Source organism: Mucilaginibacter gossypiicola (genome assembly GCF_900110105.1).
Classification (GTDB): domain Bacteria; phylum Bacteroidota; class Bacteroidia; order Sphingobacteriales; family Sphingobacteriaceae; genus Mucilaginibacter; species Mucilaginibacter gossypiicola.
Genome location: NZ_FOCL01000006.1, coordinates 296,074 through 311,513, shown reverse-complemented (window position 1 = coordinate 311,513; position 15,440 = coordinate 296,074). Strand labels below are relative to the sequence as shown.

Sequence of the window (15,440 nt, the reverse complement as noted above, 5' to 3'; positions counted from 1 at the left end):
ACAATCCTGTGGTTTATAAAGCCTGTCTGCTTTTGCCCGTCGGTGTGTGATTCCCCGTGACGGACGGACGACAGTACAGCTTTATAAATACTGATTAATAATAAAGGTGTTTTGCAGAGGCGCACCACATGTGTCTGTAATATGCAGGGATAACATGCAAGACAAAGCATAGAAGACCGCACGTGATGCGTCTCCGCATAAACTACCTTTCAAATACAACGGAGTCACTATCAGCTCCGAGTTGCCCTAATATGTCGCTGAGCTCAGCAACCATAGCGTCAGGGCCGCATATGTAAAAATGCTTTGAGAAATCTTTTATTTCGGCTTTCAGAAAATCAGCATCAATGCGCCGGTTATCATACATACTATCTTTTTGACCAGTAATAACGAAATGCGCGTTTGCACCAAGCATGCTTTTCAGCTCATCGCTCAAAATAATATCCTTATCAGTTTTGTTAGAAAATATAAGCCTGTTATCGCCTATTGCGCCATCCTTATTTAATTGCCTCAGTATAGCCAAAAATGGCGTAATACCTGCACCACCTGCAATAAAGTAACCGGCACCTTTGTATTCAATAGCACCCCAAACATCACGAATAATAAGCTCATCGCCTTCCTTAACCTTGCTTAACTGATTGGTTACACCATCATGATCGGTATAGGTTTTAATCGTAAATTCAAGGTAATCATCGTCATTAAGGCACGTAAAGGTGAAAGGACGTGTTTCATTACGCCAACCCTCTGTATTGATTGATAATTCAGTAGCCTGCCCAGGTATAAAGCTATAACCGGCAGGTTTTTCAAGCCTGAACTGCCTCACATTGTGGGTAACGTATTTTGCAGAAAGTATTTTAACGATTTGTTCCATTTGTGATCGGTATCGTAGGCTTAATACAATAATAGTGCAAAACAGCCAATAGTTTATAAGTATTGGCAATAATTGTAAATGGTTTACAAATTATGAGAAACTACTGACTAAACATAAAGGAAATTGAGGCACAACTTTGCGAAAAATAACGCTCCCTCAATGTATTATTGACGATGAACTGCGAAAAAGAATCCGGTTTACTGGACTCATCTGTATAGTAAAGGGTAACATTGCCAAATAAACTGAGGAATGGATATGGCTTGCGATAACACTTTTTACTGCTAATTTTAAAAAACCAGTTTTTTTTAAAAATACCCCTCCAATAGCTAATATTTATATATTGCTTTGAAAGGAAGCGGATGCTACCATTCTATATGGATATGATTGGATAAGCCGGGATGGTTTGTATGTCCGTCCACAGGGGGGAGTAACACACCTGAAAGACAAAAAGCGGACAGCCTCTATTATTGGGCATAACAACCGGCAATACAAATATACAGAAATTTCTTTACACTTAAAGAATATATCTACAAGCGTCTGTGCGTCCGTCCGTCGCACTGTGTTCAACTCCTAAAAAACCGGGCGGACGTATATCGGCAGCAATACTCCAGTGTTTTCGGATGTCGGGCATCAGATATAGGCAATGGACACCTGCCGACGGACGGACACCGGACCCTTTACTTTTAATAGCGAAAACATTGCTTTTGCGCAACCCTAACCACCACATTAAGCAATCGCGAACTGTACAGACATAACGTCAACTCGAGAAATAAAAAGCTGGGGAACGTGCGATTCCCCTCTTGAGAGGGGTGGAGGGGTGTGTTTCTGCTTTAATTAAACCCACCGCAGAAACACACCCCTGCTGACGCTCATTCCTCCGCGCCCCCTCTCAAGAGGGGATTTTTAAATTCCACACCTTTGGCGCAAACCTTGTACCTCGGCTGTGCCCATGCTGACTTGTGACAAACCCACCATTCCAAAATCAAACTAAATCCGAAATCGAAATTCCCAATTCCGAAATCAAAAATTATCTTTGCAGCTATTATGAGCAAATCAACCGACGAACTTTTTAAAAATGTTATATCGCACGCCAAAGAATATGGCTTTGTTTTCCCTTCCAGCGAGATTTATGATGGCTTAAGTGCAGTTTATGATTACGGCCAAAACGGTGCCGAACTCAAAAACAACATCAAAACCTACTGGTGGAAAGCTATGGTGCAAATGAATGATAACATTGTGGGTATCGATTCGGCCATATTTATGCACCCTAAGATCTGGAAAGCAAGCGGTCACGTTGATGGCTTCAGCGACCCGATGATCGACAATAAAGACTCAAAGAAACGTTACCGTGCCGATCAGTTGTTAGAAGATAAGATAGATCGTTACAGTAAAGACGGCAAAACAGATAAGGCCGAAAAGCTGCAAAACGACATGGACGAGGCCCTGAAAGCCGAGGACCTGCCACGTTTGAAAGAGCTGATACTGGAACACGAAATTGCCGACCCTATCAGCGGTACCCGCAACTGGACAGATGTACGCCAGTTTAACCTGATGTTCAGCACCCAGATGGGCGCTGTGGCTGATGACGCCGATACCATCTACCTTCGCCCCGAAACTGCTCAGGGTATATTTGTAAACTACTTAAACGTGCAAAAATCGGGCAGGATGAAAATCCCTTTCGGTATTGCGCAAATTGGTAAAGCTTTCCGTAACGAGGTTATTGCCCGTCAGTTCATTATCCGCATGCGCGAGTTTGAACAAATGGAGATGCAGTTCTTTGTTCGCCCCGGCACACAAAAAGAATGGTTTGACCAGTGGAAGGCCGCCCGCTTAAAATGGCACCTTGCTTTGGGTACCGATGCTGCCAAATATCGCTACCATGAGCACACCAAACTGGCCCACTACGCCGATGCTGCTTATGATATTGAGTTTGAGTTTCCTTTTGGCTTTAAAGAGGTTGAAGGTATCCACAGCCGTACCAATTTCGATTTAAGTCAGCACCAGGAGTTCTCGGGCAAAAAAATGCAATACTTTGATCCGGAGGTTGATCCTGAAACAGGCAAACCATACGGCAACTATATCCCTTACGTAATTGAAACATCGATAGGCTTAGACAGGATGTTCCTGCTTACCATGATCAACGCTTACGAAGAGGAAGACCTGAGCACCGAAGATAAGCAAGACAGCCGTACCGTGTTACGCCTGCACCCTTGCCTGGCACCGGTTAAAGCCGCTATTTTCCCGCTTACCAAAAAAGACGGTCTGCCCGAAAAGGCCCGTGAGATCATGGATAAACTGAAACTTGATTTCAATATCCAGTACGAGGAAAAAGATGCTATCGGTAAACGTTACCGCCGTCAGGATGCTATTGGTACGCCTTTCTGCATCACCGTAGATCACCAGACATTAGAAGACAATACCGTAACCATCCGCCACCGCGACAGCATGGCCCAGGAGCGCGTAGCCGCCGATCAGTTGGATAAGATCATCGGTGATTTGGTTAGCTGGAGGAATGTGTTGGCGTAAGTAAAGTGGTGCGGTAATAACACCGGTCACAAGCAACACCGACCACAAGCAATAAGATTGAGAAGCCTGCATTTAAACGTGCAGGCTTTTTTGTTGTTATCCTCCGTTATTGCTGGCAACGACATTCTCCAAAACCATGTCATTGCGAGGAGCGAAACGGGCTGGAGCTATGGGCGCGACGTGGCAATCGCATACTATACAGAGCGGCCCTGCTTCCGTGCGATTGCCACGCTACGCTCGCAATGACATGGTTTTTACAATTTACACTTGTTTGAGAATCTCCCCTCCCGTCCGCTCCCCGTCCCAAACAACACTTACTCCCCTATTCGGACGGACGCCACAATCCAACCCGCATAAAACCTGCCTAATTATCAGCAAAGCAAACAATTGCTTATCTTGATCCTTTCTGTACAAAATCCTGTTCACATGCCTGCTGTTAAAGAATACCCCTTTTACCTTAAAAGTACTGTTATACTTTTCGGATTGATTTTATTGGTTTATGTATTTGCCCAACTGGCAGATGTTATGATCCCATTGGCTTTTGCAGCCTTTATTGCCATTTTGCTAAACCCAATAAGCAACTGGCTTGAGGAGCGTAAGGTGCCCAAGATATTAGCCATAGGCTTAGCTATGCTGCTTGGCGCTGTTTTGTTAGCAGGGCTATTCTATTTCCTCTCTACCCAGGTCATCCAGTTTGGCGACTCATTGCCTATGCTTAAAAAGAAGTTTGCAGAGTTGTTTATCACTTTTAAAGATTGGGTTGCCACCACGTTCAATTACTCCGTTCAAAAGCAGGACAAGCTTATTAAAGATGCCATGGATAACAGCCAGGCAATGGTGGGCCGCACGCTGGGCAATGTATTGAGCACTTTTGGGTTGTTGTTTGTGTTGCCTGTGTATATATTCCTGATACTGTTTTACAAAGTACTGATCCTCAATTTTCTGTTCGAGGTGTTTTCTGAAGAAAACTCCAAACAGGTTGCCGAAGTGTTGAAAGAAACCAAATCGGCCATACAAAGCTATATACAGGGTTTACTGATTGAAATGCTGATAGTAGCTATCATGAACTCAGCAGCATTGGTGCTGTTAGGTGTTAAATACGGCATCCTGATAGGGGTAATAGGCGCTATCCTTAACCTGCTGCCCTACATTGGTGGTATCATAGCCATTGCCTTGCCGGTGTTAATGGCAACGGTAACTAAAGATGGTTATAGCACGCAATTAGGGGTGATCATTGCCTATATGGTGATCCAGTTTATTGATAACAACATCCTGGTGCCGCGCATTGTATCATCAAAAGTGCAAATCAACGCGCTGATCTCCATCGTGGTAGTATTACTGGGTAACATGCTCTGGGGATTATCTGGCATGTTCCTTTCCATCCCATTTGTGGCAGTGCTCAAAATCATTTTCGACAGGATAGACACCCTCAAACCCTGGGGCAAACTCCTGGGCGATACCGTACCCACCAAACCCAAAGGCGCAGGCTGGAGCAGAACAAAGAAGAAGGCCGTGTTACCGGAGGAATAGTTCATTTGCTTCGCGTCATTGGGCTGCGCGTCATTAGGTCATTACGCTACGCTGTCATTTTAAATAGTCATTTGCTGCGCGTCATTAGGTCATTTTTAATGGACAATAAAAAGGAGCAGAAATATACTTCCTGCTCCTTTCTTATTTTAATTCGCCAAAATGATCAATGACTCAATGACGCGCAGCGAAATGACTCAATGACGCGCAGCGAAATGACTCAATGACGCGCAGCGAAATGACTTAATGATGCACAGCAAAATGACTCAATGACCTAATGACGCGCAGCGTAATGACCAAATTAATGCATCACCGGGTTATCGCCATTGTGCAGTGTACCGTTGATGTATAGCGTTTGGTTTACCTTTTTAGGATCGCCCTGGTATACCCAAACAATGTTGTTGATGTACTTGCGGAAGGCGTTGCTCACGTCATCTGCAGTTAGTTTCTTTACGTCATCAACCATAGTTAACGAACGTTTCCAGTTATCATGCAGTACTTCGTTTGCTGCTATTGATGATGCCTGGGCGCTGTTGGTTTCGTTTTTATAGTAGAAACCGGTAAGGTAGGTAACCTTCATATCGGCCACGTCATCTGCCTTAAAACCTTCGCGTTTAATTTTGTCAACCAGTTTATCAAATACGGCAATGTATTTATCAGGTTCGGTGGTAGATACCGAGAAACGGGCAGTTGATGTTTGACCGGCGCTGAACCATGCCTGCGGCGCGTATGATAAGCCGTTGTTGGTGCGTACCTCTAAAAAGTGCATGTTCGAGAAAATGCGCATAGCTACGTTAAAGGCGTTAAAATCGGGCGTACCTGCAGCAGGGCCGCTGGCAATACCTTCTACATAATTGGTAGCCAGGTCACGTTTTTCAACATTGATGCTGTTTTTGTCGGCCCTGAAAGTTGATTTCTTGAAGGCAAAAGCCGGGCCTTGTTTAATACCGCTCAGCATAGCTTTTACTTTGCTTTCAATAGCAGCCTGATCCAAATCGGCAACCACAACAATCACCAGGCGCGATTTAGTTAGTATCGACTGATAATAAGCCTTGGTTTCGGCAGGGGTTAAGGCAGTAACAATAGCTACGGTTCCGCTTGGGTCTTTAGCGTAGTTGGTGCCGGCAAAGGCAACCTTATCGGCATACTTATCAATAGCATTATCAGGCTGTGAATCTTCCTGTTTAATATTGTTAATGGCATCCTGCTTAATACGGGCAAACTCCTTTTCGTCAAATTTAGGCTGGGTTATAGCCTCAACATATAAAGGCCAAACCACGTCAAAATCGCCTTTAATGCAGTTCATGCGTACTACCGAGTAGTTTTTGTTACTGCTGCCGTATACAGTGGCGCTTACCTTATCCAGCTCATCTTTAAAGCTGTTTTTATCATGCTTAACTGTACCGCACTCGGTAAGGGCACTCATCGCCAGCGATTCGATACCTGCTTTTGTAGCCGGGTAGTTTTGTACGCCACCTTTTATAATGGTTTGGATTTCTACAATATCATTACCGCTTGGCTGTACAATAACCTTTACGCCATCTACCGTGGTTTCATAGGCTTGTTTTTGCGCCTTTGCTGTATTTCCTATAGCCGCTGCTACCAGCAGGGCAATTATATATTTTTTCATCATGATGAGGTAGTTTTAAATTACTTGGCTGCAAAAAAAGAAGCCGCGTTTACTGTTTTATTTAACTCAGGCGCTATGATCAAACCAGCAGCGTATGGTTTGCCAATTACATAAGTCTCCAGGTACTTTTTAATATCGGCACGGGTAACTTTTTGATAGTTAGCATCCAGATCGGTATAAAAGTTAAACGAGGTGCTGCACCACTGGTAGCTGATCTGGCTTGGTAATGATGATGGTTTTTCTTTGGCGTGGATGTCGTTACGGTGCAGGATAGCTTTAGCGGTAGCCATTTGCTCGTCGGTAAAGTAATCATCTTTGTTCCACATGCTAATTTGGTTCATCAGCTCGGTATAGCACTCTTTAAGCTTGTTAGGGTTAGGCACCACAAAAATATCAATAGGGCCTACATAACGGCTTGTGGTGTAGTTTACATAAACACCACTGGCCAAACCTTTATCAACCAAAGCCTGCTGCAGTTTTGACGAGTTTAAACCCACAATGGTCGAAAACACATCGGCAGTAACCGTACCGGCAGAATCTGTTGGGTATGAAGGGCCTTGCCAGGTAAACTCCATGTATGGGGTTTGGGCAATGGTGGCTTCCTTAACAAAATACTCGGGCTTGGTTAAAGGCTTAAATGCGGGGATAGGGAACTTGGTTTGCGGATCGAAACCACTGTTGGCCCAGTCGCCAAAAATGCTTTCGGCAAGGGCAAAGGCATTATCATGCTTAACATCGCCGCAAATAGTAAGGAGGCTGTTATTAGGGAAATAATATTTATCCTTAATGATCATCATTTTTTCGGGCGTAGCCGTATTGATCACTTCGTGGATGCCGATAGGGTTTTTACGGGTGATAAGATCGCCCCAAAGCTTTTGCTGCATACCATACCACAGCTGGAAACCCGGATCGCTTTCGGCACGCTGAAACTCGCCGTCAACCACAGGGCGTTCCTTCTTCATATCTTCCTCGCGGTAAATAGGGAAACGGATAGCGGCGTTCATGAACTTTAAACCTGCTTTAAGGCTATCCCTGTCAAACGTGAAGAAGTAGTTTACACGCTCGGTATTGGTGGTACCATTCCAGATAGCGCCAAGCTCCTGCGTGCGTTTTAAAAACTTCTCTTGTGTTGGATAGTCCTTATTGGCTTTAAAAAACATGTGCTCAAACAGGTGCGACAGGCCGCTATACTCCGGTCCTTCGGTATAAGCGCCATTTTTAACAGCTATTTCGATGGTGGTTAAAGGTACTTTGCTGTTTTCAATAACCAGCACATCCAGCCCGTTTGGCAATGTTTTAAGGAAGTAGCCTTCCGGCAGCCTCACCTGGGCAGTAGCCAGGCAGGCACTAAATACCGCGGCTACGCTTAATGCAAAAATCTTGATAAAATCTCGGTTCATATATCTACAATGTTTTATACACTATAAATATATCGGTATAATCCCGAAAAAATAAATGATTTAACCGCTTATCCCCAATTTTTTAACGGCAAATTAAGCCTGTGGTGATTTTGGCATATTTGCAAACCGGTAATTAAATACCGGCTTTAATACTATTATAAGGCAAACCCATATCATGGGCGGCGTATTGCGTAAGCACGCTATCTTTTATGGTGATATAGTCGCCACTCTCGCTTACGTGCAGCTTTTCAACACCATCGCGGTTATCCAAAAGCGGTATAGTGCGTGATACAATAGTGCCGGTGGTATCCAGCTCAATAATATAAGTTTCTTTTTTACCGCCAGCCATATCGGTAAATGGCACAATAACGGTATGGTTATTATCATCAATAAACCGGCCTATGATATTTTTTCCATCCAAATCGGCAGGGTTTAAGCCCAGCAGGTATTTAGCTTTTTCGGCCGAGATACCTGTGATAGTTAACCGTACAGTATTGCCATCAGCATCTTTGGTGGTATCCTGCATGGTAACATTATCGCCCTTTGGGTACTTTGCTACAGCGTAAAAAGTATTGGCACCGGTACTTTTATCATTATGGCCCGGCAGTAAAAAATTAAGCTGCAGGTTGCTCAGTTTAGCGCTGTCGGCTTTAATTTGCGAGGTGATGCTCAGCAGTTCGGCCCATTTAAGCCTGCCATCTATTTTAACTGTAAGGCTGGTAGCTGTATCTGATTTGGTAACCCTTGATATGGTATAATGCGGTACATTCTTCTTAGTGCAGCCAAAAGCTACAAGCGTGATTATTAAGCAGGCGAAGATATTCTTGATCATGCGGCAAAGTTAAACCGTTGATTTGAATTTGTTGTCGTAGAATTGTGATTACGTTGATTATGAACCTTGATTTTTAGGATTGAAGGATTACCCTGATAGATTGTCCACTCGTAATCCAAACTCCCCCTACTCCCCTAAACGGACGGACGGGGCAAATCTCCACCACGTCATTGCGAGGAACGAAGCAATCGCGAACTGTACAGGGGCACATGCATAGCTACTCTGTAAAGTCGGGGTTTGCTTCGTTCCTCGCAATGACGCTTTTTATTTTTGTCCACCTGTTGGCCGTAAAATGTCTTACTCCCCTAAACGGACGGACGCACAAGAGTTGATTAAGTGAATGGTTGATTAGATGAGTAGTTGATAAAGTTATATTAGTCGCACAAGCATTCACTCAAAAACCAACCACTCATCTAATCAACCCAATCAACCACTCACCTAAATCTAAAGACTTATCCCCAACCTAATGGCTGATTTCGCCTCGGTGCCTCCATTATAGGATATGCCGTACATGAGCCGGATATTGAGGTATTGCAAACCGAAGCCCAGTTCAGTATAGTTTTTGAGCGTAGGTGTATACAGGTAATTTACATCGATGATCTCCTGCAGTTTAAACTTGCGGATCAGCGGGAGTTTATTGGTGATAAAGCCCGAAAAGTTGTGTTCAAAATGCCCTTCAATGTATTTATCAGGTGTGCTAAAATCATAGTAATCCAGCAACAGGAAGCGGTTTAACCTTGGCTTGTACGAAAGCACCTCGTTACCTGCAAAGTGAAAATAATCGGGAAAATAAACGCTTTTGGCATTCAGGAATTTACCGGCACCTATAAAAAACGAACTGCTGCCATAAAAGCCCATGCTAATATCTGCTTTAGAGATATCAGCGCTGATCTTGTCATAGTTAACATCCGAGCCTAATACATTGCTGATGCCTTTGGTGTAGTTTAGGCTGATGATTGGATATTTTGATGGCAAATAGCGCCTGCCCGAGGGATAGGTTTCATACCGGTTACTGAAATCATAACTGGCCTGCAGGTTTACCGTAAGCGACTGGTTTTCGGGAAACAAGAGCGTATTATGCTCAGGATCAAGCGGGTTATTTGAATCAAACTGGTGGTCTTCAGTGTCAAAAATACTGAATGAGGCTGTGTTTAACAGGGCTTTGCGGTTAGCCCATTCAACAGATGCGCTTCCGCGCAGCCCCCCTGTTATCCTGCCCGAAAGCGATGCCAATGCAAACTGCTTTTGATATAGTTTTTTAAAGTTTTGTTGCGAAAGCAGGCTATGAACGGTATTCACAAAGGTCGACATCGGGGCCAGATTATTCAAATCAACCACATCCGATCCTCCGCTTAAACCCAGTGTAAACCGTTGCATCACCGGTACGGCGACACCAGCCGTGCCATTTAACAAATGATTGGCGAAACCATAGCGCACCTTACCGTTCAACATAAAATAGCGGTTATTAACCGTATCAATCAGTTTGCTGTATGATGCTCCGTAGTCGAAAGCCAGGCCCTCTACCGTGTTATAAAGCAGCGAGCCGATGATTGGATCGTAATGAAAATATTCCTTTTTATAGCGGTTGCGGGTGTTAATGCCGGTAAAGAGCAGGTTTACCGGTTTAAATTTATTGTTGGCTTTATCAAGCGAGTCGAGGTATTCTTTCGATTCGCGCTTTTTGGCTAATTTATCTTTATTGGTGTAATCGGTAACCTCTTCGGCAGTGAGCGGTATAGGGCGGGCCTGGTTCCAGTAAGCCGAATCTTTGCTGATGCCTTTGGTGATCCGGAGTACCTCGTTAAAATCAGCCTTATTTAAATCGGGATCGAGGTTGTAATTTTTATATATCGAGATAAAATACCCGCCCAGCTTAAAGCCGAACAAACCTCCTGTAAATTCAAATTTAACAGATGATGTCATCCATACCTTTTCACTCACCGGGAAAAATTGCTGGTTAACTTTAAGCGTATCAACAAAATTAATGTTGGCCTTTTTGGTGATGTAAAGCTGCAGCCCGTAAATGCGCCAGCTATCATCTAAAATATAAATATACCCCTCAAAACATGGGTCATGCGCCCGCTTGGGAATTACTTCGATCTTGTTAATTGTTTCGCCATTCTCCACCGAAGTGCCTACATACTTGTAGTTGTAATAAAACAGGGCATTATCAGCCACAGGCGATACCAGCGGGCGGTTACTCATGCCCTGCCATGTTTCGTAGTTTTGGTAAAAGTTAACCGCCATATCCGACGCACGGTTAAAGCTGAACGCCCTGTTACGGCCAGACACCTTTGACGATACCTGCTCCTCATGCACCTTATCGGGCCTTATAAAACTGTATTTCGACTCCGATTCGGAAAGGTAAACTATCCCCCTGCGGTTTGAATCAAGCCCGGCTTCGCTGGTAGCTTTCTGCACGTCAAAACCCATAAAGGTTTTAGGTGCCGCCAATAGTTTTTGCAGCCCTTTAATATAAATATCGCAGGTGTAAGCTTTTACTTCGTTGAGATAGGATTTGCGTTTTTTGATGGCCTTACGCATAATGGCATAAGCAGGATCTTCGCCCCCGGCGTGTACGGTTACATCCTTAAGCTGATAGGTTTCTGTTTGCAGGCTGATATTGATCACCTGGTTACCGGCAAGATCAACCTTTTTACTTTGCTGGGCATATCCAACGGCTTTATATTGAATTTCATGTATGCCGCCACTTAAATGCAGCAGGTATGTCCCTTCGCTATTGGCGGATACCCCAATAGTTGTATTTTTTATAAATACCGATGCAAAAGGGATCGGCTTACCATCCTGGTTTGTTATTTTACCGCTGATATTGAATTGCTGGGCGTATGAGGAAAGATTTAGTATTAAAAATAATGCAATTAAGGTTTGCTTCATTTAGCAGATGTTTACGCTAAGATGAAACTTATTAATTGATTGTTACAGCCCTAAATTGTTAAATAATGTAAAAAAGGCACCTGGTTAGGATGCCTTTTTCTTTGATGTTTCTTTATTGCCAAGAGGCGCATGAACCTTGTTTTTAATATTCCAGTCCTTAATATCAACCAAACCAGGTTTTGTTTGATAATGCGATTTGCTTTTAGGGCACCTTACAATAAACTTACTTTTAACCTGCGCAATAACCGGCCTTTCGCCGCATTCTTTGCAGGGTTCACAAAAAATATTGGGTTGTATCGCTATAAATTTTTCCATAGTAAATCATTCGAACATAGTACGTTTAATTAATTATGGGGGCCCCTTTCGGTAGTACAAAGTAAGCGATTTTTAGCTTGAGAAAATTTATTTTTCGCTCCAATGAACGAAATGAACAACGCAGATGCGTTTTATTTTATCAAACCCAGCAACTCATCATCGCTAATGATCGGGATATTAAGCTTATTAGCTTTTTCGAGCTTGGCCGGGCCCATATTATCGCCTGCAACAAGGTAATTAAGCTTAGCCGAAATGCTGCTCAATATCTTGCCGCCGTTTTGCTCAATAATATCTTTCAGCTCATCGCGCGAGAACTTTTCGAACGTACCGGAAATAATAAAGTTCATCCCGGCAAGCTTTTCGCTGGCCAGCACAACTTCTTTCTCTTCGGCAATAAACTGCAGGCCCTGATCCCTTAATTTTTGTATCTCCTGCTGGTGAATATCACCTGCAAAATACTCGGTAATGCTTTGGGCTATTCTTTCACCAATTTCTTCGGCAGCCGTTAATTCTTCAACCGGGGCAGCCATCAGTTTATCTATCGATTTAAAATGGAAGGCCAGCTTACGGGCAACAGTTTCACCCACATAACGGATACCTAAACCAAACAAAACTTTCTCGAAAGGCATTTTCTTAGATGCCTCGATACCTTCTAACATGTTATTGATGGATTTTTCGCCAAAGCGGCCCATCTGCTTTAATTCGGCAGCATGGGTATGAAGCTCATAAATATCGCTGATATGACTAATGAACCCTTTACCATACAAGGTTTCGATGGTTTCGTCACCCAAACCATCAATATTCATGGCCTTCCTGCCAATGAAATGCTGCATCTTGCCAACAATCTGCGGCGGGCAACCTTCATCATTAGGGCAATAAAACGCTGCTTCACCTTCTTTACGCTCAAGCACAGTATCACAGGCCGGGCAGGTAGTACGATAAATAACAGGAGCAGCATCAGCTTTCCTTTTTTCAGGATTTACGCTGATGATCTTAGGGATGATTTCGCCGCCTTTTTCAACAAACACAGTATCGCCCTCATGCAAATCCAAACGGATGATCTCGTTGGCATTATGCAGTGTTGCACGTTTTACCGTAGTACCGGCAAGCAGTACAGGTTTTAAATTAGCAACCGGGGTAACAGCGCCGGTACGGCCAACCTGGTAGCTTGCCTCCAGCAGTTCGGTCTCCACCCTTTCGGCTTTAAACTTATAAGAGATAGCCCAGCGCGGCGATTTGGCGGTAAAACCAAGCTCCTGCTGCTGCGAGTAGTTGTTTACTTTAATAACAATGCCATCAATATCATAACTCAGGTTAAAACGCTCTTTATCCCATTTATTAATAAACTCAAGTACGCAGTTAATATCAGGGCAAAGCTCACTATGCTCGTTAGTATGGAAACCCCAGGTTTTAACAGCCTGCAGGCTTTCCCAGTGGGTTTTAAACAACGTTTTTTCGGTGTACAGGAAGTACAGGAAACAATCGAGCGGGCGTTTGGCTACCTCGGCCGAATCCTGCATTTTTACGGTGCCAGAAGCAAAGTTACGGGGATTGGCATAAGGCACTTCTCCGTTTTCGATACGCTCGTTATTCAGCCTGTCAAAAGCTTTACGGTGCATGAACACTTCGCCACGAATGTCGAAATAGGCAGGATATCCCTCGCCTTCATGCAAACGCTTGGGTATGGTATGGATGGTTTTAATATTGGTGGTCACCTCATCGCCCTGTACCCCATCGCCTCGGGTAACGCCGCGCACCAGTTTGCCATCCTCGTAGGTAAGGCTCATGCTTAAGCCATCAAACTTAAGCTCACACACGTACTCAAAATTATCGCCAATGGCCTTGCGTACCCGCTGGTCAAAATCAAGCAGTTCCTGCTCATTATAGGTATTACCTAACGATAGCATTGGCCAGCGGTGCCTCACAGTCACAAACTCCTTGGTAATATCGCCGCCCACCTTTTGTGTTGGCGAATCAAGATCGGCAAATTCAGGGTATTCCTTCTCGAGCTTGTTAAGCTGCTCCAGTTTTTTATCAAAATCAAAATCAGAAATGGTTGGCATAGCCAGCACATAGTAGTTGTAATTGTGCTGTTTAAGTTCGGCGGTTAATGCCTCTATTTGTTTTTTTGCTTCAGCTGATGACATAGGTACGAAGGTAATAATTTAGTTTATTGGTTTGTTTTGGTTGGATTAATATAGGATGGAACGGGCTTTTTTACAATGAGATTTTTTTAATCGGGCATTGCTGGTGAAACCAACGACTACAAGCTGGAAGAATCAGCAATGTCCGCTGCTGTCATCAACTATCCTTTATCCGGAAACGGACGGACGGGCCAGTCTCTCCCCTTTGATATTTCATATTATAATATGAATAAAATAAATATGATAAATCCCTTTCATAAACGCATTGCGCATAGTAGTTTTATCACACCAAAACTACATCGAATGAAAACACTAAAATTGCTGATCCTTTCCGTATGGCTGATGCCTTTCCTGGCAACGGCGCAAACCAAACCCTCAAACGCTGCACATCATGCCGCAAAAGTGCACCACCTGCCGGTGCGGGGCATTACTTACAACGACTTTAAAAGCTCAGTAGCTGATTTTGCCGACACCAGCAGCAAAAAAGCCCTTGCCGATTCGGCCTGGCTGCTCTGGAAAATCGAAAAATGGGATGCACTCGAAAAATTCTTTACCGCCAACAATCTTAACGGCGGCTGGCCGCCAAACCGCGGTGCGGTAAACCTGATCATCATCACCCTTAAAAAAGGTGTGCTGATTGACCGTTACGGAGGTTATACTGATGACTCGGGCGCTTTTCAGGATAAAGGTACCTTTGTATCGCCAAAAGGTGTACCTTTCCCTATGCGTGCTTTGCCGGATAATACCCTTAGCAAACCATACAAAATTTACAAGATCCTGAAACCGATAGCCAAAGTTAGAGAGGGCAAAATTATTCCATGGTTTGGCAAACCGGGCCTGGGTATCCAATATGAAGTACCAGCCACTGTTAACGACCTGAAAGCAGGCGGTTACATTGAAGAAGTAAAACAATAAAAAAACATACTATTAAAATATGATCACAAAATATGAAGTAACAAAATCATTGCTGTTTGATGGAGATGAAGCCGATGCTGTGCATAAAACCTTTAATCTGCCGGCCGGCGATATAAAGTTTAGTGATTTTGCCAATAACAATTTTGAAGATCTGCAAAAGATACTTACACCCGATGATTTTAAAGTCATTGTAAAAACAGCCGGTTTTAGCACCGGCGGCTTCCTAAACCTATACCAGGGTAGCGAAAGGCTCAGGTTATATTATGCTAAAAAGGGAGATACCATAATTGTTTTTGCCTATGGCGAGTTTCAGCCAACACGATATAAGCTTTATCTTGAAGGGGTGTGGGCATTGTAATGCCAGGCCTGCTTAACAAACAAAAAATCC

Annotated in this window: 11 protein-coding genes; 4 read left to right on the top strand and 7 right to left on the bottom strand. The window is 43.7% G+C overall.

Annotated features, from left to right (window positions below):
- Positions 1–202 precede the first annotated feature (202 nt).
- Complete coding sequence (locus tag BMX50_RS21410; RefSeq protein ID WP_091213437.1) at positions 203–868, bottom strand: FAD-binding oxidoreductase; 666 nt, start codon at positions 866–868, stop codon at positions 203–205.
- 1,044 nt (positions 869–1,912) lie between these two features.
- On the opposite strand from BMX50_RS21410, the gene BMX50_RS21400 reads away from it, so the two are divergent.
- Entirely contained in the window at positions 1,913–3,394 is a 1,482-nt protein-coding gene (locus BMX50_RS21400; RefSeq protein WP_091213431.1) for a glycine--tRNA ligase, read from the top strand.
- 426 nt (positions 3,395–3,820) lie between these two features.
- Positions 3,821–4,924, top strand: a complete 1,104-nt coding sequence (locus tag BMX50_RS21395; protein ID WP_091213428.1) for an AI-2E family transporter — start codon at positions 3,821–3,823, stop codon at positions 4,922–4,924.
- Positions 4,925–5,222: 298 nt separating this feature from the next.
- Here the strand turns inward: BMX50_RS21395 and BMX50_RS21390 are convergent, their stop codons facing one another.
- The 6 genes from BMX50_RS21390 to ligA all read right to left on the bottom strand — a co-directional run bounded on the left by BMX50_RS21390 (position 5,223) and on the right by ligA (position 14,140).
- A complete protein-coding gene (locus tag BMX50_RS21390; protein ID WP_091213425.1) occupies positions 5,223–6,554 on the bottom strand; it encodes a M16 family metallopeptidase in 1,332 nt (443 codons plus the stop codon).
- 17 nt (positions 6,555–6,571) lie between these two features.
- Positions 6,572–7,951 (bottom strand): M16 family metallopeptidase, encoded by a 1,380-nt coding sequence (locus tag BMX50_RS21385; protein WP_091213421.1) that lies wholly within the window; start codon positions 7,949–7,951, stop codon positions 6,572–6,574.
- A gap of 133 nt (positions 7,952–8,084) precedes the next feature.
- A complete protein-coding gene (locus BMX50_RS21380; RefSeq protein ID WP_091213418.1) occupies positions 8,085–8,783 on the bottom strand; it encodes a hypothetical protein in 699 nt (232 codons plus the stop codon).
- Positions 8,784–9,227: 444 nt separating this feature from the next.
- Positions 9,228–11,678, bottom strand: a complete 2,451-nt coding sequence (locus BMX50_RS21375; RefSeq protein WP_091213415.1) for a DUF5686 and carboxypeptidase regulatory-like domain-containing protein — start codon at positions 11,676–11,678, stop codon at positions 9,228–9,230.
- An 84-nt stretch (positions 11,679–11,762) separates the two neighbouring features.
- Positions 11,763–11,993, bottom strand: coding sequence for a hypothetical protein (locus BMX50_RS21370; RefSeq protein ID WP_091213411.1), 231 nt, complete (start codon positions 11,991–11,993; stop codon positions 11,763–11,765).
- A 131-nt stretch (positions 11,994–12,124) separates the two neighbouring features.
- Positions 12,125–14,140, bottom strand: coding sequence for an NAD-dependent DNA ligase LigA (ligA, locus tag BMX50_RS21365; RefSeq protein WP_091213409.1), 2,016 nt, complete (start codon positions 14,138–14,140; stop codon positions 12,125–12,127).
- Between the two features lie 300 nt (positions 14,141–14,440).
- On the opposite strand from ligA, the gene BMX50_RS21360 reads away from it, so the two are divergent.
- Together BMX50_RS21360 and BMX50_RS21355 are read left to right on the top strand one after the other, a co-directional pair.
- Positions 14,441–15,052, top strand: a complete 612-nt coding sequence (locus BMX50_RS21360) for a TNT domain-containing protein (protein ID WP_167668051.1) — start codon at positions 14,441–14,443, stop codon at positions 15,050–15,052.
- Positions 15,053–15,071: 19 nt separating this feature from the next.
- Positions 15,072–15,410, top strand: a complete 339-nt coding sequence (locus BMX50_RS21355; protein WP_091213404.1) for a hypothetical protein — start codon at positions 15,072–15,074, stop codon at positions 15,408–15,410.
- The last annotated feature ends 30 nt before the right edge of the window (positions 15,411–15,440 follow it).

What these genes read in the sequence shown, in the direction of transcription:
- ligA (WP_091213409.1), bottom strand. Translation starts at nt 14,140, where the DNA reads ATGTCATCAGCTGAAGCAAAAAAACAAATAGAGGCATTAACCGCCGAA.
- BMX50_RS21390 (WP_091213425.1), bottom strand. Translation starts at nt 6,554, where the DNA reads ATGATGAAAAAATATATAATTGCCCTGCTGGTAGCAGCGGCTATAGGA.
- BMX50_RS21395 (WP_091213428.1), top strand. Translation starts at nt 3,821, where the DNA reads ATGCCTGCTGTTAAAGAATACCCCTTTTACCTTAAAAGTACTGTTATA.
- BMX50_RS21400 (WP_091213431.1), top strand. Translation starts at nt 1,913, where the DNA reads ATGAGCAAATCAACCGACGAACTTTTTAAAAATGTTATATCGCACGCC.
- BMX50_RS21410 (WP_091213437.1), bottom strand. Translation starts at nt 868, where the DNA reads ATGGAACAAATCGTTAAAATACTTTCTGCAAAATACGTTACCCACAAT.
- BMX50_RS21385 (WP_091213421.1), bottom strand. Translation starts at nt 7,951, where the DNA reads ATGAACCGAGATTTTATCAAGATTTTTGCATTAAGCGTAGCCGCGGTA.
- BMX50_RS21355 (WP_091213404.1), top strand. Translation starts at nt 15,072, where the DNA reads ATGATCACAAAATATGAAGTAACAAAATCATTGCTGTTTGATGGAGAT.
- BMX50_RS21370 (WP_091213411.1), bottom strand. Translation starts at nt 11,993, where the DNA reads ATGGAAAAATTTATAGCGATACAACCCAATATTTTTTGTGAACCCTGC.
- BMX50_RS21380 (WP_091213418.1), bottom strand. Translation starts at nt 8,783, where the DNA reads ATGATCAAGAATATCTTCGCCTGCTTAATAATCACGCTTGTAGCTTTT.
- BMX50_RS21360 (WP_167668051.1), top strand. Translation starts at nt 14,441, where the DNA reads ATGAAAACACTAAAATTGCTGATCCTTTCCGTATGGCTGATGCCTTTC.
- BMX50_RS21375 (WP_091213415.1), bottom strand. Translation starts at nt 11,678, where the DNA reads ATGAAGCAAACCTTAATTGCATTATTTTTAATACTAAATCTTTCCTCA.